Origin of the sequence: Paenibacillus kribbensis, assembly GCF_001705305.1 — a bacterium.
GTDB lineage: Bacteria > Bacillota > Bacilli > Paenibacillales > Paenibacillaceae > Paenibacillus > Paenibacillus kribbensis_B.
Map to the genome: position 1 here is coordinate 1 of NZ_MCBP01000021.1, position 21,693 is coordinate 21,693.

Annotated in this window: 19 protein-coding genes, 11 tRNA genes and 2 rRNA genes; 29 read left to right on the forward strand and 3 right to left on the reverse strand. The window is 47.1% G+C overall.

Annotated features, from left to right (window positions below):
• The 21 genes from BAZ21_RS25335 to yajC all read left to right on the forward strand — a co-directional run.
• Window positions 1-78 (forward strand): 23S ribosomal RNA (locus BAZ21_RS25335); the annotation flags it as partial.
• A 153-nt stretch (window positions 79-231) separates the two neighbouring features.
• Window positions 232-348: ribosomal RNA gene (gene rrf / locus BAZ21_RS25340) — 5S ribosomal RNA — on the forward strand.
• 18 nt (window positions 349-366) lie between these two features.
• Window positions 367-442, forward strand: a tRNA-Asn gene (locus tag BAZ21_RS25345).
• Window positions 443-445: 3 nt separating this feature from the next.
• A tRNA-Ser gene (locus tag BAZ21_RS25350) sits at window positions 446-537 on the forward strand.
• Window positions 538-554: 17 nt separating this feature from the next.
• Window positions 555-626: transfer RNA gene (locus BAZ21_RS25355), tRNA-Glu, on the forward strand.
• A 6-nt stretch (window positions 627-632) separates the two neighbouring features.
• Window positions 633-708: transfer RNA gene (locus tag BAZ21_RS25360), tRNA-Val, on the forward strand.
• 31 nt (window positions 709-739) lie between these two features.
• Window positions 740-816, forward strand: a tRNA-Met gene (locus tag BAZ21_RS25365).
• A gap of 14 nt (window positions 817-830) precedes the next feature.
• A tRNA-Asp gene (locus tag BAZ21_RS25370) sits at window positions 831-907 on the forward strand.
• A 28-nt stretch (window positions 908-935) separates the two neighbouring features.
• A tRNA-Lys gene (locus BAZ21_RS25375) sits at window positions 936-1,011 on the forward strand.
• Between the two features lie 34 nt (window positions 1,012-1,045).
• Window positions 1,046-1,120, forward strand: a tRNA-Gly gene (locus BAZ21_RS25380).
• A gap of 5 nt (window positions 1,121-1,125) precedes the next feature.
• Window positions 1,126-1,202, forward strand: a tRNA-Arg gene (locus tag BAZ21_RS25385).
• Window positions 1,203-1,214: 12 nt separating this feature from the next.
• Window positions 1,215-1,294 (forward strand) — tRNA-Leu (locus BAZ21_RS25390).
• 7 nt (window positions 1,295-1,301) lie between these two features.
• A tRNA-Pro gene (locus BAZ21_RS25395) sits at window positions 1,302-1,375 on the forward strand.
• Between the two features lie 115 nt (window positions 1,376-1,490).
• Window positions 1,491-2,195: a BofC C-terminal domain-containing protein gene (locus BAZ21_RS25400; protein WP_068505613.1), complete on the forward strand. Its 705-nt coding sequence runs from the start codon at window positions 1,491-1,493 to the stop codon at window positions 2,193-2,195.
• A gap of 231 nt (window positions 2,196-2,426) precedes the next feature.
• Window positions 2,427-2,930 carry a crossover junction endodeoxyribonuclease RuvC gene (ruvC, locus tag BAZ21_RS25405; protein WP_068505614.1) on the forward strand — a complete coding sequence of 168 codons (504 nt, stop codon included), beginning with the start codon at window positions 2,427-2,429 and terminating at the stop codon, window positions 2,928-2,930.
• Window positions 2,927-3,541, forward strand: coding sequence for a Holliday junction branch migration protein RuvA (ruvA, locus tag BAZ21_RS25410; RefSeq protein ID WP_068505615.1), 615 nt, complete (start codon window positions 2,927-2,929; stop codon window positions 3,539-3,541). The genes ruvC and ruvA overlap by 4 nt, the downstream gene beginning before the upstream one ends.
• A 50-nt stretch (window positions 3,542-3,591) precedes the next feature.
• A complete protein-coding gene (ruvB, locus tag BAZ21_RS25415) occupies window positions 3,592-4,599 on the forward strand; it encodes a Holliday junction branch migration DNA helicase RuvB (protein ID WP_068505616.1) in 1,008 nt (335 codons plus the stop codon).
• 317 nt (window positions 4,600-4,916) lie between these two features.
• Complete coding sequence (locus BAZ21_RS25420; RefSeq protein ID WP_068505617.1) at window positions 4,917-7,010, forward strand: SpoIID/LytB domain-containing protein; 2,094 nt, start codon at window positions 4,917-4,919, stop codon at window positions 7,008-7,010.
• Between the two features lie 7 nt (window positions 7,011-7,017).
• A complete protein-coding gene (queA, locus tag BAZ21_RS25425) occupies window positions 7,018-8,046 on the forward strand; it encodes a tRNA preQ1(34) S-adenosylmethionine ribosyltransferase-isomerase QueA (protein WP_068505618.1) in 1,029 nt (342 codons plus the stop codon).
• 20 nt (window positions 8,047-8,066) lie between these two features.
• Window positions 8,067-9,206 carry a tRNA guanosine(34) transglycosylase Tgt gene (gene tgt, locus BAZ21_RS25430; protein WP_007431672.1) on the forward strand — a complete coding sequence of 380 codons (1,140 nt, stop codon included), beginning with the start codon at window positions 8,067-8,069 and terminating at the stop codon, window positions 9,204-9,206.
• Between the two features lie 35 nt (window positions 9,207-9,241).
• Window positions 9,242-9,577: a preprotein translocase subunit YajC gene (yajC, locus tag BAZ21_RS25435; protein WP_068505619.1), complete on the forward strand. Its 336-nt coding sequence runs from the start codon at window positions 9,242-9,244 to the stop codon at window positions 9,575-9,577.
• Window positions 9,578-9,676: 99 nt separating this feature from the next.
• Here yajC and BAZ21_RS25440 read toward each other — a convergent pair whose 3' ends face one another.
• On the reverse strand, window positions 9,677-10,066 hold the full coding sequence (locus tag BAZ21_RS25440) for a TIGR04086 family membrane protein (RefSeq protein ID WP_068505620.1): 390 nt from the start codon (window positions 10,064-10,066) through the stop codon (window positions 9,677-9,679).
• A gap of 207 nt (window positions 10,067-10,273) precedes the next feature.
• On the opposite strand from BAZ21_RS25440, the gene BAZ21_RS25445 reads away from it, so the two are divergent.
• The gene (locus BAZ21_RS25445; RefSeq protein ID WP_068505621.1) at window positions 10,274-11,053 is read left to right on the forward strand and encodes a DUF421 domain-containing protein; all 780 of its coding nucleotides are present in this window, start codon (window positions 10,274-10,276) and stop codon (window positions 11,051-11,053) included.
• Here BAZ21_RS25445 and spoVB read toward each other — a convergent pair.
• Window positions 11,050-12,633, reverse strand: a complete 1,584-nt coding sequence (spoVB, locus tag BAZ21_RS25450) for a stage V sporulation protein B (RefSeq protein WP_068505622.1) — start codon at window positions 12,631-12,633, stop codon at window positions 11,050-11,052. The genes BAZ21_RS25445 and spoVB overlap by 4 nt on opposite strands.
• A 306-nt stretch (window positions 12,634-12,939) precedes the next feature.
• On the opposite strand from spoVB, the gene BAZ21_RS25455 reads away from it, so the two are divergent.
• The 7 genes from BAZ21_RS25455 to BAZ21_RS25485 all read left to right on the forward strand — a co-directional run bounded on the left by BAZ21_RS25455 (window position 12,940) and on the right by BAZ21_RS25485 (window position 20,211).
• Window positions 12,940-13,197: a post-transcriptional regulator gene (locus BAZ21_RS25455; RefSeq protein ID WP_010347638.1), complete on the forward strand. Its 258-nt coding sequence runs from the start codon at window positions 12,940-12,942 to the stop codon at window positions 13,195-13,197.
• A gap of 90 nt (window positions 13,198-13,287) precedes the next feature.
• A complete protein-coding gene (secD, locus tag BAZ21_RS25460; protein ID WP_068505623.1) occupies window positions 13,288-14,544 on the forward strand; it encodes a protein translocase subunit SecD in 1,257 nt (418 codons plus the stop codon).
• Complete coding sequence (secF, locus tag BAZ21_RS25465; RefSeq protein WP_084011920.1) at window positions 14,534-15,451, forward strand: protein translocase subunit SecF; 918 nt, start codon at window positions 14,534-14,536, stop codon at window positions 15,449-15,451. Before secD ends, secF begins: the two co-directional genes overlap by 11 nt.
• 193 nt (window positions 15,452-15,644) lie before the next feature.
• Entirely contained in the window at window positions 15,645-16,598 is a 954-nt protein-coding gene (locus BAZ21_RS25470; protein WP_068505624.1) for a cation diffusion facilitator family transporter, read from the forward strand.
• 33 nt (window positions 16,599-16,631) lie between these two features.
• Window positions 16,632-19,028 carry a single-stranded-DNA-specific exonuclease RecJ gene (gene recJ, locus BAZ21_RS25475; RefSeq protein WP_068505625.1) on the forward strand — a complete coding sequence of 799 codons (2,397 nt, stop codon included), beginning with the start codon at window positions 16,632-16,634 and terminating at the stop codon, window positions 19,026-19,028.
• A gap of 69 nt (window positions 19,029-19,097) precedes the next feature.
• Window positions 19,098-19,610 (forward strand): adenine phosphoribosyltransferase, encoded by a 513-nt coding sequence (locus tag BAZ21_RS25480; RefSeq protein ID WP_068505626.1) that lies wholly within the window; start codon window positions 19,098-19,100, stop codon window positions 19,608-19,610.
• Window positions 19,611-19,848: 238 nt separating this feature from the next.
• A complete protein-coding gene (locus BAZ21_RS25485) occupies window positions 19,849-20,211 on the forward strand; it encodes a hypothetical protein (protein WP_256022546.1) in 363 nt (120 codons plus the stop codon).
• A gap of 138 nt (window positions 20,212-20,349) precedes the next feature.
• Here the strand turns inward: BAZ21_RS25485 and uraA are convergent, their stop codons facing one another.
• The gene (gene uraA, locus BAZ21_RS25490) at window positions 20,350-21,660 is read right to left on the reverse strand and encodes a uracil permease (protein WP_068505628.1); all 1,311 of its coding nucleotides are present in this window, start codon (window positions 21,658-21,660) and stop codon (window positions 20,350-20,352) included.
• Between the last annotated feature and the right edge of the window lie 33 nt (window positions 21,661-21,693).

Genomic DNA, 21,693 nt, shown 5'->3' on the forward strand with positions numbered 1-21,693 from the left:
ACGAGGTAGATAGGTTGGGGGTGGAAGTGCAGTAATGCATGGAGCTGACCAATACTAATCGGTCGAGGGCTTATCCTAAAGATAGAGCGCAATGGAGTTTCGGATCCAGTTTTCAGGGTGTAACACCTTGAAGGTATGTACAAGTGCATACGACAAGCGCATGGCTATTCATTCACACGATAGGTGATGAACCGAATAACCATCCAGAAGAATTTGCGAAGCAAATTCATGTTTGGTGGCGATAGCGGAGGGGTTCCACACGTACCCATCCCGAACACGACCGTTAAGCCCTCCAGCGCCGATGGTACTTGGACCGCAGGGTCCTGGGAGAGTAGGACGCCGCCAAGCAAGTTTTATGATTATTATTCCCTGATAGCTCAGTTGGTAGAGCACTCGACTGTTAATCGAGTTGTCACAGGTTCGAGTCCTGTTCGGGGAGCCATATGGAGAGGTGTCCGAGTTGGCCGAAGGAGCACGATTGGAAATCGTGTAGGCGCCAAAAGCGTCTCGAGGGTTCGAATCCCTCTCTCTCCGCCAGAATTATTTTGTTGCATGGCCCGTTGGTCAAGGGGTTAAGACACCTCCCTTTCACGGAGGTAACAGGGGTTCGAATCCCCTACGGGTCATAATATGGAGGCTTAGCTCAGCTGGGAGAGCATCTGCCTTACAAGCAGAGGGTCGGGGGTTCGATCCCCTCAGCCTCCACCATAAATAATTTAATAGAAATCCTTTTTACTGTCGCGGGGTGGAGCAGTTCGGTAGCTCGTCGGGCTCATAACCCGAAGGTCGCAGGTTCAAATCCTGCCCCCGCAACCAATTAACTTTATTATGGAACTGTGGTGTAGAGGCCTAACATGCCTGCCTGTCACGCAGGAGATCGCGGGTTCGAATCCCGTCAGTTCCGCCATTTTTATAAAGTTACATTACCCTGTTGGGAGCCATTAGCTCAGTTGGTAGAGCACCTGACTTTTAATCAGGGTGTCGAAGGTTCGAGTCCTTCATGGCTCACCATTTTTGAAATTATATGTTATAATATAATTGTATTGCGGACGTGGCTCAGCGGTAGAGCATCGCCTTGCCAAGGCGAGGGTCGCGGGTTCGATTCCCGTCGTCCGCTCCATATTTGCGCCCTTAGCTCAGCTGGATAGAGCGTTTGACTACGAATCAAAAGGCCGGGAGTTCGAATCTCTCAGGGCGCGCCATTAACTTCATAAGCCGGTGTGGCGGAATTGGCAGACGCGCGCGACTCAAAATCGTGAGGGAAACCGTGGAGGTTCGAGTCCTCTCACCGGCATGTATTTCGGGATGTAGCTCAGCTTGGTAGAGCACCTGGTTTGGGACCAGGGGGTCGCATGTTCAAATCGTGTCATCCCGATTCAAAGGGAAAGTCGCTGGAAGCAGCGGCTTTTTTATTGTATTTATTATCTTTTTGTATAATTCAGTAATCGCCAGGTCACACTAACACAAAAAGTGGGACGGAAGGGATTACTGTGAAGCGATTAAGTTGGAAAAAACAAATGAAACGGCGCTGGAAACAGGGAAGAAGAACGGTATGGGCCTGCACCATTTTTGGAGTAGCTTGTTTGCTGGCTGGGTTGGGTGTTCTGTTTTCAAGACATATGCAAGCTATGCTGTCACAGCCACTCGCTACTACCGCTATGGCAGAGGTTGATATGGAGGAATCCTCACACACAACACCGGCTGAAGATCGCTCCTCACAGATGCAGGTTTTGCAAAGCATACGTGCTTCCGGTATAAGCAGAAAAACTCACCTGTTAACCACCTATGTGTGTGGTACCGAAACACTTTCCTTGGGAACGCTAAGCTCACAGCAGCTGGAAAATTTACTGAAACAGCATCCCGACTGGAAGGGACGACTTAATACTAAGGGAGAGGTATGGCTGGAGCGGAGGGTGGAGGACCTGTCAGAATCGTGTAAAGAGCACGGCTACATGGGCTTGAGCGCTGACGGACAGCTCACTTTGTTTGAAGGGCCACCTAAAAAGGAGAAGGTTATACGGACTTTTTTCCAACTGGATGTGGACTCCATGGAAACGGCTTTGCCGGAGGGGGTGTATGAACAACTTCAACAGGGAATCCGTGTACAGGATATAAACGAGTATAACAGTGTAATCTCTACTTTTAGTGACTTTGCGGTGGAACGAACACAGAGGGTATTAAAACAGCAATATTGATTAGAAGCAAGAGACGTCAGGCTTTTACCGATCAGGTGATGCTTGTGGCGTCTCTTTTTATGTTTTCACTCAGAGTTAAATTTTTTTCCTCTATTAGATGCAAAGTTTTGTTATAATGAAATGAACGACACATATGTTCGCTTTGTATGGAATTTAGCGATAAATGTATTCAGGACAGAGTTGGCTGATGGTAAGTTAATGCCATGGTTTAGCGATAGGGGAGAGATTTTTTTGCGTTTTCTAGGAATTGATCCGGGTATTGCTATTGTGGGCTTCGGATTTGTGGACAAGATTGGGAGTAAGGTGGTTCCTGTGCAGTACGGCTGCATTCAGACAGAAGCCCATACACCGGAAGAAGATAGGCTGCTTCATGTGTATGAAGGCATGTTGCAATTGATTGATAAATATAAGCCTGATACGGTAGCGCTGGAGAAGCTTTTTTTTAATCGCAACGTTACGACTGCTATGTCTGTAAGTCAGGCGCGTGGTGTGCTGGTGCTGGCTGCAAAGCAACGTAATCTCCCTATAGGGGAATATACGCCGATGCAGGTAAAGCAGGCTATTGTAGGGTACGGCAAGGCGGAGAAGAAGCAGGTACAGGAGATGGTTAGAATGTTTCTAAAGCTTCAGGCTGTGCCGAAACCGGATGATGTAGCGGATGCTTTGGCGGTGGCTATTTGTCATGCGCATTCCTATGGGCTAAATTCAAAATTAAATGAGGTATTGCGAAAATGATAGATTTCTTGCGTGGTTCTGTGGCTCACTTGGAAAATGAATATGTCGTTTTGGATGTGCAGGGGGTGGGATATCGGGTGTTCTGTCCGAATCCTTACGCCTTCGTCAAAACGGAAGGACCGGTGGTTATTTACATTCATCATCATGTAAGGGAAGATGCTATTTTACTGTTCGGGTTTGCAACCCGTGAGGAACAGCAATTATTCCGTAAACTGATCGATGTATCTGGTATTGGACCACGTGTGGCACTTGGGATTTTGGGAGGCGGTACGCCTGCTCATGTGGTGACGGCGATTTATCAGGAAAATATCACATTTCTCACCAAGTTGCCGGGAATCGGTAAAAAGACTGCGCAACGCATGATTCTGGATTTGAAAGACAAGCTGGACGGGATTGGTTCGCTGGGGATAGTAACCGGATTGTTTGCAGAGCCTGTCGTGGAAGAGGGCGAGGGTTCGTATTGGGGCGAGGCACGTGAGGCGCTCAAGGCGCTCGGTTACACAGATGCAGAGTTGGATAAGGTATGGAGCAGAATGAAGAAGGATGCGAAACCTGATGAATCTGCCGATATTTTGATGAAACGGGCTTTGCAACTGTTGTTTGCCGGATAGGACGCTGATGTCCGTTGACAGAAGTCTGGTGAAAAGAGGAGCGATGGAAAATGGAAGATCGGATTATTTCCGCCAATTTGATGATGGAAGACCAGACGGCGGAGCTAAGCCTTCGCCCCCGTTATCTTAATGAATATATCGGGCAAAATCAGGTTAAGGAAAATTTGAAAATTTACATTGAAGCGGCCAAGATGCGTAAGGAAGCGCTGGATCATGTACTGTTGTACGGTCCACCTGGATTGGGTAAAACGACTCTCGCCAACATTATTGCGAATGAACTAGGGGTTAATTTGCGTACCACCTCAGGGCCTGCGATTGAAAGACCCGGAGACTTGGCAGCGCTGCTGACCAATCTTCAAGAAGGCGATGTTTTGTTCATCGATGAAATTCATCGCCTCCATCGTACGGTGGAAGAAGTCATGTACCCGGCGATGGAGGATTTTGCGCTGGACATTATGATTGGTAAAGGCCCGAGTGCGCGTTCAGTTCGCCTGGATTTGCCGCCCTTTACCCTTATAGGGGCTACTACACGCGCTGGGCTGCTTTCTGCGCCGTTGCGCGACCGGTTTGGTGTTATCAGTCGATTGGAGTTTTATACGACGGATGAGCTGGCCTACATCGTATCCAGAAACGCGGATATTATGGAAATTGAGATCGTTGGGGATGCAGCCGAAGAAATTGCATTGCGTTCACGGGGGACACCACGGATTGCGAATCGACTGTTAAAAAGGGTGCGTGATTTTGCCCAAGTTGCCGGAGACGGTATGATTCATTCAGAATTGGCCGCAGAGGCGCTGAAAAGACTTCAAATTGATCCTCTCGGACTGGATGAAATTGATCATAAAATGCTTAAGTCCATGATTCATTCATTTCGGGGCGGACCTGTGGGATTGGATACCATTGCTGCAACGATCGGTGAAGAGAGCCAGACGATTGAGGATGTATATGAGCCATATTTGCTACAAATTGGACTTTTACAAAGAACACCTCGGGGACGGACGGTGACTCCAGCGGCATATGCTCACCTTGGAATTCCCATGCCAACGGATCCACGGTGACTAGGAATGAAGGACTTTAAATTCAAGAGAACAGCGCAAAATACGGTTTAAAGAGAAATGTAATTGAGATTAATTTATAGCGTAGCTACGCAATTATGGTAAGTGCGATAGGGTAGTACGATATAGTTAAGCACGATATAGTTAAGTACGATATTGGCGGAATAGGTTCGTTAGGGGAAAAGACCATGTGAGTAAGAATTGTGCGTGTTCAAATTTCGGTTTATTCCGCCGATGTATTTAAAGGGACAGGCGATGGCCGAGATCCCGCCAAATCATGCTTTATGCATGCTAGGATAGCCAGATGGGGGGAGCCAGAAATGAATGGAAAAGCATTGAACCGAAAAACAATTTTCAGTGCATGGAAGGGCCGGGCCAAACGAGCAGCAGTGATTATGGTTTTAGCTACAGTTTGCATACCCTGGTCTTCGAGTGTTCACGCTGCTGCCGCCCAGGAAGATATTCGTGTAGTGATCTTTGCGGATCTAGGCAGTAAATATAAAGCAACAGTTCCAGCGGTAACCTTGAAATCACCAGAAGGTCTGAGTGTCGGACAGAACAGTGAAGGCAGTTTTCAGGCTTGGATGGGACTACCGGACAGCACCGCTCGTTTTAGTGTGGACAGCTATCGGGTGAAGGTACTTGAAGGAAATGAAGCAGCAGCGATTAAAGCGGCTCAAGTCCTGCAAAAAACGAATGATAAACCTACGGTTTTTATCGGTTCTAAAAACGGTAGCTCTGTCTATCAGGTGTACGCGGGAATGTATGCAAGTGAACAGTCCGCACAGGCTGCTGTACAACGGATTTCTACCGCAACCGGAGCGCAGGCTGAAGTTAAGGGGAATAAACACTGGTCTACAGGAAGCTATGGAAGCGAGCAGGAGGCAAATCTCGTTCGAGCTACAATTGCTGCCGCAGGCTTTGATGCTTTTACTGTGATTCAATCAAGAGGTCAGTATGCTGTGTGGGTTGGAGAAGAGAGTAACGACAGCAAGCTGTCGACTTTAAAAACAGAGCTGGAGAGCAAGCAGCCCAAACTTACGTTATCTAAAGTTAGTGCTACTCAAACTGGACTCATAATAAGACAAGAAGCAGGAGTAACGACAGGCTCGCAAGCGATGTCACATTATATGCTGAGTGGCTCTGATAACAGCAAGGTCATTGTCAACGGTGGTAATAATGGGATTCAAGTGGTTGAAAGATCACTGCGTACATATCGCGGCGACATGGAGATTAGCATGACATCAGGGCAACTGGCGCTTGTTAATGATGTACCGCTCGAGCAGTATTTGTATTCCGTGGTAGGAGCTGAGGTCTACTCCTCATGGCCGGCTGAAGCCCTCAAGGCTCAAGCGGTAGCGGCCCGCAGCTATGCCCTTGCCCAAGGCAATCGGTTTCAGATCGGCAATGTGGTGGATGGAACGTTAAGCCAGGCTTACAACGGCAAAGGATCGGAACACACGAATGTCAGTGAGGCTGTAGATGCCACGGCTGGTGAAGTCATTAAAAGCGGCGGCAAAGTGGTCGAAGCTGTATTTTCATCTAATGCGGGCGGTGTAACAGCAGATGCTTCCGAGGTATGGAACAGCGGTGGTGAAGCATTCGCCAGCGTAGACAGTTCGGGAGATACAACAGCGCAAAAAGGAGCACAGGAGTGGTATCATGTACTTCTCTCCAATGGCAAGACAGGTTATATACGTGAGGATAATGCCAAGGAGTTGGAGGGAGTCACAGAAGCAGGGTTAGACAAAATTACCGTTACTGCTGAAAATACCAATGTGCGCCCTATTCCCCAAATTCAATCAGCCGTTGCACCAGTAGCCAAGGCGCAACCGGGTGAAGAGATGATTGTTTTGGACAAGGTGCCTCAATCCGGAGACTATGCATGGGTGCGTGGACCTTTTACATCAGCGCAAATTGCTAAATCACTACAAGGGAAAGTAACAGGTACAGTACCGACCTCTATTAGTCATCTGGATGTTACCAAACGCGGTCCTTCAGGACGTGTGCTGGAGGTTGAAGCCAACGGGTCACCTTTGACTGTAAAATACCCCGATATGTATCGTTCAGCGATGGGGGGATTACCTAGCACTCTGTTTGATATTGCGAGTACCGGCAGTTATACTGTATTAGGCGCAGATGGGGCTACTTCTCATATAAGTGGTGCGCAAGGAACTCAAATTCTGTCAGCATCCGGGAGCAGCACTTCAAGCGGTAACGGGGTGATCGTCATGAATGAAGACCGTCATGCACGAGTCATTGACAAAACACAAAGCTTTATTTTTACAGGCAAAGGAAATGGTCATGGGTTGGGCTTGTCGCAATGGGGAGCCAACGGTTTGGCCGAGCAGGGGTATGATTACAAGAAAATTTTGCAACACTATTACAAAAATGTGGATATAGTTAAGGAATGACCAATATATGAACGTAAACGACTATGATTTTGAATTACCTGAAGCATTAATTGCTCAGACGCCTTTGCTGGAGCGGAGTGCTTCCAGATTGCTGACGTTGAACAAGAATAACGGTGAAGTGGAGCATCATACATTTTCGGATATTGTCCAGTATCTCAGTCCGGGGGATACGCTGGTATTGAACGATACGCGAGTGATTCCTGCACGTTTGTTCGGTATTAAGGAAGATACGGGGGCTAAGGCCGAGGTGCTGCTGCTTAAGCAACTGGAAGGGGACCGGTGGGAAGCATTGGTAAAACCCGGTAAGAAGCTAAAAAAGGGAGCTGTTATCGTTTTCGGTGATGAGCTGAAGGCAGTTATTGAGGAAGAAGGAGATATGGGGGGAAGGGTGCTTTCCTTTTTTTATGAAGGTATTTTTCAAGAGATCCTGGACCGCCTTGGGCAAATGCCGCTTCCGCCTTATATCAAGGAGCAACTGGATGATCGCGAGCGTTATCAGACGGTTTATGCTCGGCACGAAGGCTCTGCTGCGGCTCCAACGGCAGGACTGCATTTTACAGAACAATTGCTGGACCAAATTAGGGAGAAGGGTGTTTCCATTGCCTTTGTCACACTTCATGTTGGCTTAGGGACGTTCAGACCGATGTCCGTGGATACGATTGAAGAGCATGTCATGCACGAGGAATATTATTCATTGTCACAGGAAACGGCGGATGTACTCAATGAAACCAAGGCGCGCGGCGGAAGAGTTGTAGCAGTGGGGACAACCAGTTGCCGAACGCTGGAGACGGTGGGCAATACATTTGCGGATGGAGTATTGCAGGCTAGCAGTGGCTGGACACAGATTTTTATTTACCCAGGTTATGAATTCCGTGTGGTGGATGCAATGATTACGAATTTCCATTTGCCTAAATCCACCCTGGTTATGCTGGTCAGCGCACTGGCGGGCAGGGAGAATATTATGCATGCTTACCAGGAGGCGATTGACCGCGAATATCGGTTTTTTAGCTTCGGGGACGCAATGTTCATTTATTAATTAAGGATGGTAGAGAAAATATGGCACCAGCAATAAGATACGAACATATTAAGACCTGCAAGCAATCAGGAGCCCGTCTCGGGCGTGTGCATACACCTCACGGGGTTATTGAGACACCAACCTTTATGCCTGTGGGGACGCAAGCTACAGTCAAGACGATGAGTCCTGAGGAATTGAAGGAGATGGATGCTCAAATTATTTTGAGTAACACGTACCATCTGTTCCTTCGTCCCGGTCATGATATTATTCGTGAAGCGGGCGGACTGCACAAGTTTATGAATTGGGATCGTCCTATTTTAACAGACAGTGGCGGATTCCAGGTGTTTTCCTTAAGTGAAATGCGTAAGATTTCAGAGGAGGGCGTTCATTTTCGCTCTCATTTAAATGGAGATAAGAAGTTTCTTTCGCCGGAAGTGGCGATGGAAATTCAGAACTCACTTGGCTCGGATATTATGATGGCTTTCGATGAATGTCCACCGTTCCCGGCTGAGTATGAATACGTGAAAAAGTCACTGGAACGCACCAGCCGTTGGGCTGAGCGTTGTTTGGAAGCACATGCGCGTCCTCATGATCAAGGGCTGTTCGCCATTGTACAAGGGGGGATGCATGAAGATCTACGCAAGCAAAGTGCGGCAGATTTGACTTCCATGGATTTCCCGGGGTATGCTATTGGTGGACTGAGTGTGGGGGAACCAAAGCATTTGATGTATGAAGTGCTTGATTATACAGTTCCGCTGCTTCCTACCAACAAGCCACGTTATTTAATGGGCGTAGGTTCACCGGATGCCTTGATTGAAGGCTCTATCCGTGGTGTGGATATGTTCGATTGTGTACTTCCAACCCGGATTGCTCGCAACGGGACAACGATGACAAGTCAAGGTCGTCTTGTCGTTCGTAATGCCAATTTTGCAAGCGATTTTGGCCCGCTTGATCCGGCTTGTGATTGCTACACTTGTCGCAATTATTCACGCGCGTACTTGCGACATTTAATTAAAGCAGATGAAACCTTCGGGCTCCGACTGACAACGTATCATAACTTGCATTTCTTAATACAATTGATGCGTAATGTCAGACAAGCGATTATGGATGACAGACTGCTTGATTTCCGCGATGAATTTTTTGAGCAGTATGGTCTTCATGATAATGATAAAGGCTTTTAAGTTTTAGGGGAGAGTATATGAAAGGGGGATTTAACATGTTTCAATTTGCTACAGCTGCGACTGCACCCGGTGGAGCTGGGGGACTTTTTCAAATGATCTGGCCACTGGCTCTGATGTTTGTAATCTTCTATTTCTTGCTGATTCGTCCGAATCAGAAAAAACAAAAGCAGCGTCAATCGATGCTTCAAGCTTTGAAAAAGGGAGATAAAGTGATTACAATCGGAGGTCTTCACGGTACAATTGTGGAGATTACGGACGATGTGGTTGTTTTGCGTGTGAATGATGTGACGAAGCTGACCTTTGACCGCAGTGCAATCAGTAATGCGATTGCAAAAGATACAGCATCCGAGGAAGCTGTTTCTAAGTCGTAGAATGCTGTTGATCATCATGTAAAAACCGAGCCTTTGAGGAGGCTCGGTTTTTTTGTGTTGCTTTGTGACATGGGAAGCATGCATACATTTTTATTTTGATTATTTACTAAGGTTAATTCCGAACATCCCGCCTCCCGCGCCTATAACAAAGGCAATTCCTAAGTGCAGCAGGTCTTTAGCGTTCATGCCCGCATCCAGTGCCAGAAAACCGACCAGAAGAACGATAAGGCCATACAGGATGCCTGTAATGCCGCCTTGATACCAGCCTTTGTTGGTTGATCTTTTACCTGCGACGAACCCGCCGGATAGCATAGCGAATGCGTGAACGATGTACGTATACAGGGATAAGTCCTGTTCCTGCAGCTGTGTCAGCCACAACAGTAGTGAAAGAATCAATGCGCCAAGCAGCATCCATGCAAAAGCATAAAATAAGCCGGATAAAATGGGATGGGCCAGACGAAACGAACACCAGCGGCGAATGAGCTCCATTGATAATTCCTCCTGTACCAAGGTTTGAACTATTATCATTCTATGGTCAAGCCTTCAGGCTTAGTACCAAGTCGCAAGCAGTCTTTCTCTTTATTTCAATAATTTAGCCTTTTGTTTTTTGTATGAGTCAAGTGGGGAACGGTCAGAATACGTGTACAATGAACAATTAATGTCTTGTCGCAAAGTACTGGGGAGGAGGCGAACATATTGAGTCACGATATTTTTGCTCATATTTTTCGAACGCTGCTCATGTATTTTATCGTATATCTGGTGATGCGCTTGATGGGTAAAAGGGAGATCGGAAAATTGTCTGTATTCGATCTCGTCATATCCATTATGATTGCGGAAATTGCTGTATTCAGCCTGGAGGATATAAAACGTCCACTTTATGAAGGGTTGATTCCTTTAGGAGTACTGTTGATTTTGCAAATTGGGATTTCCTATTTCAGTCTTAAAAGCCGACGTCTGCGCCTGCTATTCGATGGCCGGCCCAGTGTATTGTACTCTAATGGACAACTAAACAAGGATGAAATGGCTAAGCAACGCTACAATTTAGATGATTTGTTGTTACAGCTTCGTGAACAAAATTTTGAAAGTCTGGACGAAGTTGAATGTGTTATTTTGGAAACCACAGGCAAGCTCACGGTGGTAGCTAAGGATGATAAAGACGAATATGCAGAGTTAGACAAAATGAGACAGGATTTAAGTCAAAGGAATTTGACGAATATTGAGCAAAAGGTGGAAAAAGTTCATCCTACTCCTCAAATCGGTGGGAAGTTTAGATATGAAGGTCTGCCTGTTCCATTAATTATGGATGGCAAGGTGCTGGACCGAAATTTGGAGCGGATGGATATGAACCGATTTTGGCTTAAAAATCAGATTCAAGCGAAGGGTCACAAAGATTTTAAAGATGTTTTCTTATGCACTGTGAATCATAGAGGTCATGTATATGTTACGCCACCGACCTTTGGGGAATCTTCGGATTAGATTTCTTTGGCTTTAAACCATCTTCTCAGAATGGGAATGCGGGTAAGGTTGTCCCAGTCAATCATTTTGATGGAGGTCATCAGGAAAAGGTACAGTATAATCCCCACCCCTGCGGCAAAAATAAATTGAAGCCACATTTGGTTGAACACTGCCAGATGTCTGTAAACATATAATACCGCAGCTGCCATAATGATCATCCCTGCCCCGGTTTTCCAGAAATCAAGCAAACGCACGCGAAAGCGAAGTAGTCTGCTGACACTGAAGCCATGCAGAAGGGTGACAATGGCATTGTTAATGCAAATGGCGATGACCGCTCCGTAGATACCATACTGAGGCTGAGAAGCAAGCCAGACGATAAGCACAATTTTGATAACGGCTCCGACAAAGGTGTTAAATAAAGCACTCCCGGGACGATCCAGGGCTTGAAGTGCCGCCTGAAGCGGAGCCTGGATGTACATAAACAGAGCAAAAGGAGCCATGAGTTTAAGCATGCCTGCAATATCGCCATTATTGTATAGTAACAGACACAAAGGCTCTGCCAGCACGTACATGATAACGGCGAATGGGGCTCCTGCAACCAAAGCGAGCCGAAGCGACTGATGCAAACGTTTGTGAATGGCCGTAATGTGTCCCTTGGCAGCTGCTTCAGATAAGGAAGGGACGAGTGAAACAGCCAGTGAACTGGTGAGAACACCTGGTAGTAATAATACAGGGATGACCATGCCCTGCATGGCCCCATATTGTGCAGTTGCGATACCAGTTGCAATGCCTGCTACGGCGAGGCTGCGCATACATAAAATGGATTCGAGCAAATAGGACAAGGAGCCGACGAGCCTCCCCGCCGTAACAGGAACGGATATAGACATAAGACGTGACAAAACGGACGATTCCTCAGGACGAGCGTCAGAGGGCAAAGATGTCTTCATTTGAGGGGGAGAACCATCCCTTCGCTGGTTCATTACGTATTGCCATAGCAGCACAATCATACCAATTAGCTCGCCCGCCAATGCACCGAGCATGGCTCCTGCAGCAGCGTAGGCAACACCGTAAGGAAGGAGCAAGTATGCAAACCAAATGACGCAAAAAATGCGCATGACAGTTTCGGCAATCGAGGAGCTGGCGGACGGAATCATATTTTGTTTTCCCTGAAAATAGCCCCTGTAGGCAGAGGATACAGCAACGATAACAATCATTGGACTCATGCTAATAAATGTATAATACACACGGTTGTCGGTCAGGATGTGGCTTGTGATCCAAGGTGCGAACACAAGACATAGTACCATAGCGAGCAGGCTGAGTGTAATGGTAAAGCGCAGGCTGGTGTGTAAAATACGCCTTGACATTTCGGGTTGTCCCGCAGTTTCAGCTTCGGCTACAAGTTTGGCTACCGCAAGTGGGATTCCCCCGGTAATAAGAGTCACCAGCACGATAAAAAAGGGATACCCCTGTTGGTATAAGCCGACTCCTTCGGGTCCGATAATACGCGGGAGCGCGATTCGCGGAATAAAGCCCAGTAGCCGATTGATGATTCCCGCTGCCAATAAAATAATTGCTCCATGGATGAATGTCTGCTTTTTCAATCGCAACTCCCTCTTCCCCCAAATGTAATTCTCCATCTATGCGTTACTTTAAAAGATATGCCAGACCTGTCCATGTTCATGACAAGCTTTTCGGATTAATAGCAGAGCAATCCAGGCAAGCAGAGGGAAGGTGGTGAATTCTGCTATTGACGAGCGAAATGAATGCATATATTGTTGATTTACGGCTATTTTCGACAAAAAGAAGGATTTTCCAAGATCAGGATAGAAATGTTATATAAAGCAGTCAATGATCCCGCTAATTGCTGATTTGCGGAAACGGAGTCGCTGGGAGGAGGAACGACCATCGTGGGTATGGAAGAGCTGGATGAGCAGGATTGGGATGACGCCATAGAGATGCTGTGTCAAAGCAAGGCAGACGAGTTGGTTCTCGTAGGCTATGAGCATGTCACAAGTAAGGACGTATGGAATTGTGTTAGCCATAAATATGAAAAGGAGGGTATTCCTCCGCTGCACAGGCTCGTTAACGATATACTTTCCCTTAAAGCGACGAGCTTTATGAACTATTTGACGATGTCCGCATTACGGGGCTCCACTTTCGAATAGAAGGGAGTCTTTTTTTGCGTTCAAATTGACTGCTTTTTGAGGGGTAGCTATAATAGGAATATTGAGAATGAAAGGGGAACATGGGACGGAATGAAAAGAATTCTAAGTTTCATCGTGGTCGTGCTCATAACAACTGGTGTTATGGTCGGGACAAGCCCGGGCCTACTGAACAGTTTAAAACTAGGCCTCGATTTAAAGGGAGGCTTTGAAATTTTATATGAAGCCCAGCCTTTGGAAGCAGGGCAGCGTGTAACCAGCCAGTCTCTCATACAAACAGCTCAAAGTCTGGAGAGACGGATTAACGCGCTCGGTACAACTGAGCCGGAAGTAACAACAGAGGGCAGCAACCGTATTCGCGTGCGGCTTGCTGGTGTCTCTAATGAAGCAGAAGTCCGCTCTATGCTGAAAAAGCCTGCCGAACTGACGTTCCGCAGTGCAACGGCAGCGGATGCTAAAAAGCCGGGTCAATACAGCAAAATTGAGCTCCGCGGTAATGATTTTGTGGAGAATGGTGCTGTTGTTGGCTATGACCAGCTGAACCAGCCTGAAATTAGCATCAAAGTGAAGGACAAAGCCAAATTTGCAGAGATCACAAAGCGACTTCTTAACAAAGAGTTAGCTATTTTCCTGGATGATGAATTACTATCTGCACCAACAGTACGTGGAGAATTGACGGATGGCAGTGCCTCGATTACAGGTAACTACACTCGTGATGAAGCGAACAAGCTGGCAGATACGATAAACCTGGGAGCTCTTCCGCTTAAACTGACGGAAAAATATTCTCAGAGCGTAGGTGCTACACTGGGTCAGCTGTCACTGGATCAGACGATCCGTGCTGGTTTGATCGGCTCGATCATTATTCTGGTATTTATGATTGCGATGTTCCGTGTACCGGGAATAATTGCTAGCTTCTGTCTCATCGTTCATACCTGGCTGGTGCTTGCGATCTTCTATTTGGGTGGCTTCGTGCTTACGCTTCCGGGTATTGCAGCCTTCGTGCTCGGGATCGGGATGGCGGTCGATGCCAATATCATCACGTATGAACGGATTAAAGAAGAAATCAAGTCAGGCAAAACGATTCGTTCTTCTGTCATCGCAGGCAGTAAGGCCTCGTTCCGTACTGTTATGGATGCCAATATTACGACAATTATAGCAGCAGCAGTCATGTTTGGCCTGGGAACAGGTTCCGTTCGAGGATTCGCTCTTGTACTCATCGTTGATATTGTCACCAGTATCTTGACAAATATCTTCTTCTCCCGCTTCTTGCTCAATCTGCTGGTTAAAGCGGATGTTGTGAAGAAGCCCAAGTATTTTGGTGTGAAGGAGAGTGATATCAGTGCGCTTTAATTGGGACTATAAGTATGTCAAGATGAGCAAGTGGTTTTATACCTTTTCGATTATTATCACATTGCTCGGTATTTTGAGCTTGTCGATATTCGGTTTGAATTACGGGGTTGATTTCCGTTCCGGTTCTAACGTGGATGTCAATTTGACCAAGGTAGTTACACAGGAACAGATTCAAACTTTGCTGGACAAGAAGGGAATCGGCAAAGAGGTTGATTATACACCGGGTAAAGAGCGCTTCGGCATTCGTTTTTCACAGGTATTGACGGACCAGCAAGTGAATGATTTTAAAACCTCTTTCAATAAAGAGCTTGATCCAAAGGCTTCATTTGAGGTCAATACGGTAGATACGGAAATGGCCCAAGAGCTGGAGCGAAATGCAATCTGGGCGATCTTGCTGGCCTCAGTGGCCATCGCTGTCTATATCTCGATCCGGTTTGAATGGCGTTTTGCCGTTGCAGCCATTGTTTCGTTGCTGCATGATGCGTTTCTCGTCATCAGTATTTTCTCCATTTTCCGCCTTGAGGTGGATTTGACCTTTATTACGGCAATTCTGACGATTGTCGGTTTCTCCATCAATGATACTGTCGTTATTTTTGACCGTATCCGGGAAAATCTGCGATTTGCGAAGAAGAAGTCCAGAGCCGACTTGGAGCAGGTAGTCGATCACAGTATTGCCCAGACAATGACGCGTTCACTCGCAACCGTGTTTACTGTGTTTATTGCCTCCGTGTGCTTGTTCATTTTTGGGGGCGAGTCGATTCGGATGTTCTCACTTGCGATGGTTATCGGCTTGCTGTTTGGTGCTTATTCTTCCATTTTCATTGCCAGCCCGCTGTGGGTAGCTTTGAAAGGGAAACAAAAAACGCCGACTGCTGGCGGTGGCACGGTCAAAACTGCAAAGTCTTAAGTTACGCAAATACCAGTAGTATAATTTTAAGAGAAAGCCGCGTCTACTTGGGCGCGGTTTTCTAAGGTTTGGAGATTTACCTTGAGCAGATGCCCGGGAGCAGCCCATGTATCGTTTGTTTTGAGGGATTCGATTAGATTTGGAATGGAGCTTTACTGGGAAATGGTCAGTTCAGGATTGAGGGGGAAACGTTGTGAATAGCGAACGCAGCCGATCATTAGAAACTGCAGCGTGGAGCGGGATTGTTGGTAATCTCGCACTAGCTGTTCTCAAGGGGATTGTCGGTTATACGGCAAACAGCAAAGCATTGTTGGGGGATGCACTGCACACGGCTGCGGATAGTGCTTTCCGTTTGCAGGACCTGTTTTCCAAAGGTGGTACAGGACACGGGGTGCTGGCACGGCTGCGAAATGGTGAAAAGGTTCGGGCTGTCATTTCTGTGGTGCTGTCTATTTTAGTGCTGATGAGTGGTCTCCAGCTAGCGATCTCGGCTGTCCGCTCATTGAGCAGCTCGGAACCACAGGCTCCCGATCTGTATGCATTAATTACTGCTTTTGTTACTTTGGTGCTGAGAGAGGCGTTATTTCAGTTTCAGTATCGCTACTCGATTAAGCATGGTCATAAAGCGGAAGCAGATCTGTACGCTAATCATGAACGATACTCGCTGTATGCTTCACTAATTGCATTGATCGGCATGATCGGTGCAATGACTGGTAAAGCGATGGAGTGGCCGGCATTGTTATATCTTGATCCTACCGCAGCTTTGCTGGTAGCTTGTATGGTATTGCGTAAGGGTTATCTGATGGTGGTGAATACCGCTTATCAGGCACCTGCGAGGCCCTTGCGGGAGGAAGACTCCCGAGGTTTTATGGAGACGATTCAACGGGTGTATGGTATTGTAACGATTGAACATTTCCATGCCCATGAAGCGGGCCATTTCATAACAGTGGACGTAACGATTAGTGTAAATCCTCGGATTACGGTGCAGGAAGCACAGCAAATTGCCGATCGGGCTAAAAATTTACTGCTGACCCGTTTTCCACAAGTGACCCATGTACAAATGCAGTTCATTCCCTATCAAGCCGGGTATCCTTACAAATCCAATCATGAACTGCCGGATAATGATGTGTCGTCCTTGCTGCAATAATGCAAGGCGACTATGAAAGAAAGGTGAATAGGATTGCTTCATTCGCAGTACAGATGGAAGACCCCGGAAATTAATCTGGCGGCGGCCCAACCGTTAACAGAAGAGCTGGGGATTTCACCATTGTTGTCCCGGCTTTTAGTGAACCGGGGCGTCACTACGGCCGGGGAAGCAAACCGCTTTTTGTACGGAAGTGTGGATGATATACACGACCCTTATTTGCTTCTTGGCATGAAAGAGGCCGTGCCGAGAATTCGCAAGGCTCTGGAGCGCGGCGAGCATATATTAATCTATGGCGATTATGATGCGGACGGAGTATCCAGTACATCATTGATGATTCAGCTTATGCGTTTCCTAAAGGCCTCTTATGATATTTATATTCCCCACCGTTCCAATGAGGGATACGGCCTGCACAACCATGCCCTGGATTGGGCACATCAGCAGGGAGTTACGCTGGTTATCACGGTAGATACCGGAATTAGTGCAGTAGAGCAAATTGATTATGCGACATCCTTGGGTATCGATGTTATTGTGACCGATCACCATGAGCCGCCTGCTGTGCTCCCCAAGGCGTATACCTTGATTAATCCGAAGCTGCCCGGTTGCCCATACCCATTTAAAGGCCTTGCAGGTGTGGGTGTTGCTCTTAAGCTAGCGCAGGCGCTGCTGGATGAGGTGCCTGAGGAATGGTTTGAAATCGCTGCTATTGGTACGGTAGCGGATCTGATGCCGTTACATGGTGAGAATCGGGCGGTGGTACGTAGAGGGATTCAATCGATGAAAAGCTCTGCGTTTCCTGGGATTCGGGCGTTGCTTGGTGTAGCAGGTGTGGATATGCCTACAGTGACTTCTGTCAACATCGCATTTGCCTTGGCACCGCGTATTAATGCCAGTGGACGTCTGGATCATGCGGGACGAGCAGTTTCCCTGCTGACGACAGAACGAGAGGAAGAAGCGGATCAACTAGCGCATGCGCTCGATCTGCTTAACCGGGAGCGTCAACAGGTGGTCGAACGAATTGTGGAGCAAGCTGAGCAGCAACTGGCAGCCAAGCTGAATGGAGGCAAGCTCCCCTCAGTTATTGTTTTGGCTGGTGAAGGCTGGAACGTGGGGGTCGTCGGCATTGTAGCGTCCAAGCTATTGGATCGCCATTATCGTCCAACCATTATTCTTGGGATAGATGCCGAGACAGGTATGTGTAAAGGTTCTGCTCGTTCTATTCCTGCATTGGATATCTACAGTGCTCTTACAGACAGCCATGAGCTGATGGAGCATTTTGGCGGTCATCCTTCGGCTGCGGGTATGACGCTGAGCCGTGACAATCTGGAATTGTTCGAGGAGCGGCTTAACCGCTATGCCGGTTCAATTTTGACACCGGAAGACCTTATTCCCGTAGCTGAAGCAGATATGGTCTGTCGTCTGGACGAGGTATCTTTACAGGCGGTTGAAGAACTGGAATTGTTGCAACCTTTTGGTATGGGGAACCCTTCTCCACGATTCGTATTACAAGGTCTTCAATTACGTGAGGCTCGTAAAATGGGACGTGAGAAAAATCATGTGAAGCTTCTGCTGGAGCAGAATGGACTATCGCTGGATGCAATTGCCTTCCAGCGTGGCGATTTGGCTGATTTTTTACTGCAACAAACCGAGCTGGACCTGTTGGGTGAGCTGTCCATTAATGAGTGGAACGGCAAACGTTCTCTCCAATTGATGATGCAGGATATTCGTGTGCAGGCCCCGCAAATCTTTGATTATCGCGGAGTATCGAACCCTATTGCCGAACTGGAACGAGGCTTGAACATTTTTCATCCGCGTGTAGAGGAGAGAAAAAGTGACGTTGCAGTATTGATACATCCTTCATCCAGACTTCGTCCAACGGGTTCTGTGAACGCTGAATTCGTATGGTTATACGATAAGGATGGGACTGTTACTCCCAGCAATGGTCAAAGGGATGCGCAGCAATCTGTGAAGTCACTGTTCGTGCTGGAGCCACCGGAAACGCCGGAGCAGCTACAGGCAGTATGGTCTACCTTTGAAAATGTAGAAAATGTATTTCTCCTGCATTCGGTCAGTGAACGTGCCGGTCGACTCGTAATTCCCGACAGGGAGCTGTTCAAGCGTATTTATGTTGTGCTTTCCCGCATGGGAACACAGCCTGTTGATGAAAAAGCAATGCTGCCTGCTCTTAGTCGGCAGTGTTCCTGTTCAGTACGTATGTTATCCAAAGTGCTGGACATCTTCGAGGAGCTTGAGTTTATGACGCGTACAGAAGGGCAATTTTGTTTTGTACCCAATCCGCCCAAGCGCGATTTAACGACTTCTCCGCGCTATCAGGAATTATATGATATGGCTGAAATGGAGCGTTATTTACTGGATTCGGATACAACCCAGATGACGAGTTGGATTATGTCACTTATGAAGGGCGCGTCTTGAGGTATAGTCTCAAGCTTATGTTGTACAATGGATATACTAATTTAGAAGTTTACAGTAGGAGGAACTAAGTTGGACTACAAAGAATATGTTCGAGTGATTCCCGATTTTCCACAACCAGGGATTAGTTTTAAGGACATTACGACCTTGATGAAAAATGGTGAACTGTATCGCAAGGCAATCAACGATATGAAGGAACTGGTATCGGATTTAAAAATTGATTTGATTGCGGGTCCCGAAGCACGCGGATTTGTCGTAGGTGCGCCTCTGGCCTACGCTCTTGGCGTTGGTTTTATTCCTATTCGTAAAAGTGGAAAGCTGCCTGGGGAAACCATTGAGGAAGCGTACGGTTTGGAATACGGCAAGGATACACTGGCTATGCATAAGGATGCTATTGAGCCGGGGCAAAATGTATTGATTGCGGATGACCTGCTTGCGACAGGTGGAACCATTGCTACATCTGTGAACTTGGTGCGTCAGCTTGGTGGAAATGTGGCAGGAGCTGCTTTTCTTATAGAGCTGTCTGAACTCAATGGTCGGGCGAAACTGCCTGACGTAGATGTGTTCACCCTGATTAAATATTAGGGCTTTGGAAATCCGGGGTTTTCCCGGGAAATATTTATGTATGGATCACCTAAATAGTCCGATGGAACATCTCTTTATCTAAAGAGTTGCTCCATCGGACTATTTTGTTTGTTTAATACATTTTGGTTAGAAATGTAATTTACATCAACTTTCAATTCATTTACGAAAATCGTTATAAATTTTATAAACAAAATGTCGATAAACAATTAAAAAAGGGCAGGGGTGGTCACCATTGCGCATGTTTAAATTTAAAAGTCTACAAGCACGAACATTTTCTACCTTGGTCCCTCTGGTACTTATAACCTTGATTTTAATTAGTTTTTTATCCTACTTTTTTGCCAAGCAAAAATTGGATGCGGAAATTAGCAAAAATGCTGCTCAATCTCTGGCGGGAGTTAAAGCGGATATTGCAGCTAATGTAGATCGCCATGCTTTACTCGTTTCGATGCTAACCAAGGGTACGGAACAACTGGTGACAGGGATGAAAATTGACGATTATGGACGACTGTTCGAACAAGAACTGGCATTAAATAGTGTGACTTATGGGTTGGGCGTTTTTTTCGCCAAAGATGCGTATGAATCAGGTGTGACATACCGGTGATTTTAATTTTAAATTATAAGATATGAATTTAAAAAAACGCCGCCCACGCAGGTACGAACCAACACACTTGGATGTTAGACAAGTGCGTGATGGACCCGTATCTCATAGAGTCGGCGTTTTCATGTAAAGGAACAGGTATTAATCCGGTGTTTTTTCCGTTAAAGGCTCCTGTGTTTTATCGTTGGACCAGCCGAGCACGTCAATCAGCTTGAAGAACAGGCTGAGGACGATGCCGATGATTGTTGCCAGCGCCATACCTTTCAGGGTAACCGCGCCCCAAGTGAATGTCGTACCGCTGATTCCGACAACCAGTACGATGGTGGCGAGCAGCATATTGGTCGGCTTGGCGAAATCCACCTTTTGCTCGACAAAGATTCTCAGACCGGAGGCAGCGATGACACCGAACAACAGCAAGGATACGCCACCCATGACTGGAGCCGGGATGTTGGAAACAATTGCTGAGAAGGTGCCTGAGAAGGAGAGCAGGATGGCAATGACTGCGGCTCCGCCAATGACCCATACGGAGTACACCTTCGTTAATGCCATGACACCGATGTTTTCACCATAGGTTGTATTGGGCGTAGAGCCGACAAAGCCGGAAATCACAGTGGAAATACCGTTACCCAGCAGTGAACGATGCAGGCCGGGATCTTTGGACAACTCGCGTCCGACAATGTTGCTGGTTACGAGCAAATGACCAATATGCTCCACGATGACGACTAGTGCGACAGGAAGAATTGTCAGCATAGCCGAGGTATTAAATACTGGAGTGGTAATGACAGGATGTCCAAACAAGGGAGCATCCGCAATGGCCTGTGTATTGACCATACCCATAAAATAAGCAAGCCCATAGCCCACCACAATACCGATCAAGATATGAATGATTTTGGCAAATCCGCGGAATAATACCGCACCCAGAATAGTGACTCCGAGTGTAACAAGGGAAAGGGTAATGGTTTTGGGATCTGGAGACCAGGCTTTAGTAGGGTCCGAATTGATAATGCCTGCCATGCCTGCTGCAACCGGAACCAGCTCCAGTCCGATCAGAGCTACAATGGAGCCCATGACTGCGGGTGGAAATACCACGTCCAGCCAACGGGTTCCGGCATATTTGATCACCAGTGCGACAAGGCAAAAAATAACACCTGTTGCGATGAAAGCACCGAGGGCCATAGCGTAACCGTTAACGCCGGGATTGCTTTTAAGCACAAGACTAACGGGAGCGATAAAAGCGAAGCTGGAGCCGAGATAGGCGGGAATTTTGCCACGGCAGATCCATATGTACAGCAGTGTACCAATACCGTTCATCAGCAAAATCATGCCGGGATCGACACCGAAAATATTCGGCACCAGCACGGTGCTGCCAAACATGGCAAACAAATGCTGTACGCTGAGCAGGAACCCGGGTCCTGCCGGAAGCTTTTCATTAACTTGAATTTCGCGTTGCAACGCAGTTCACTCCTTAGTTCTTTCAATTATTCT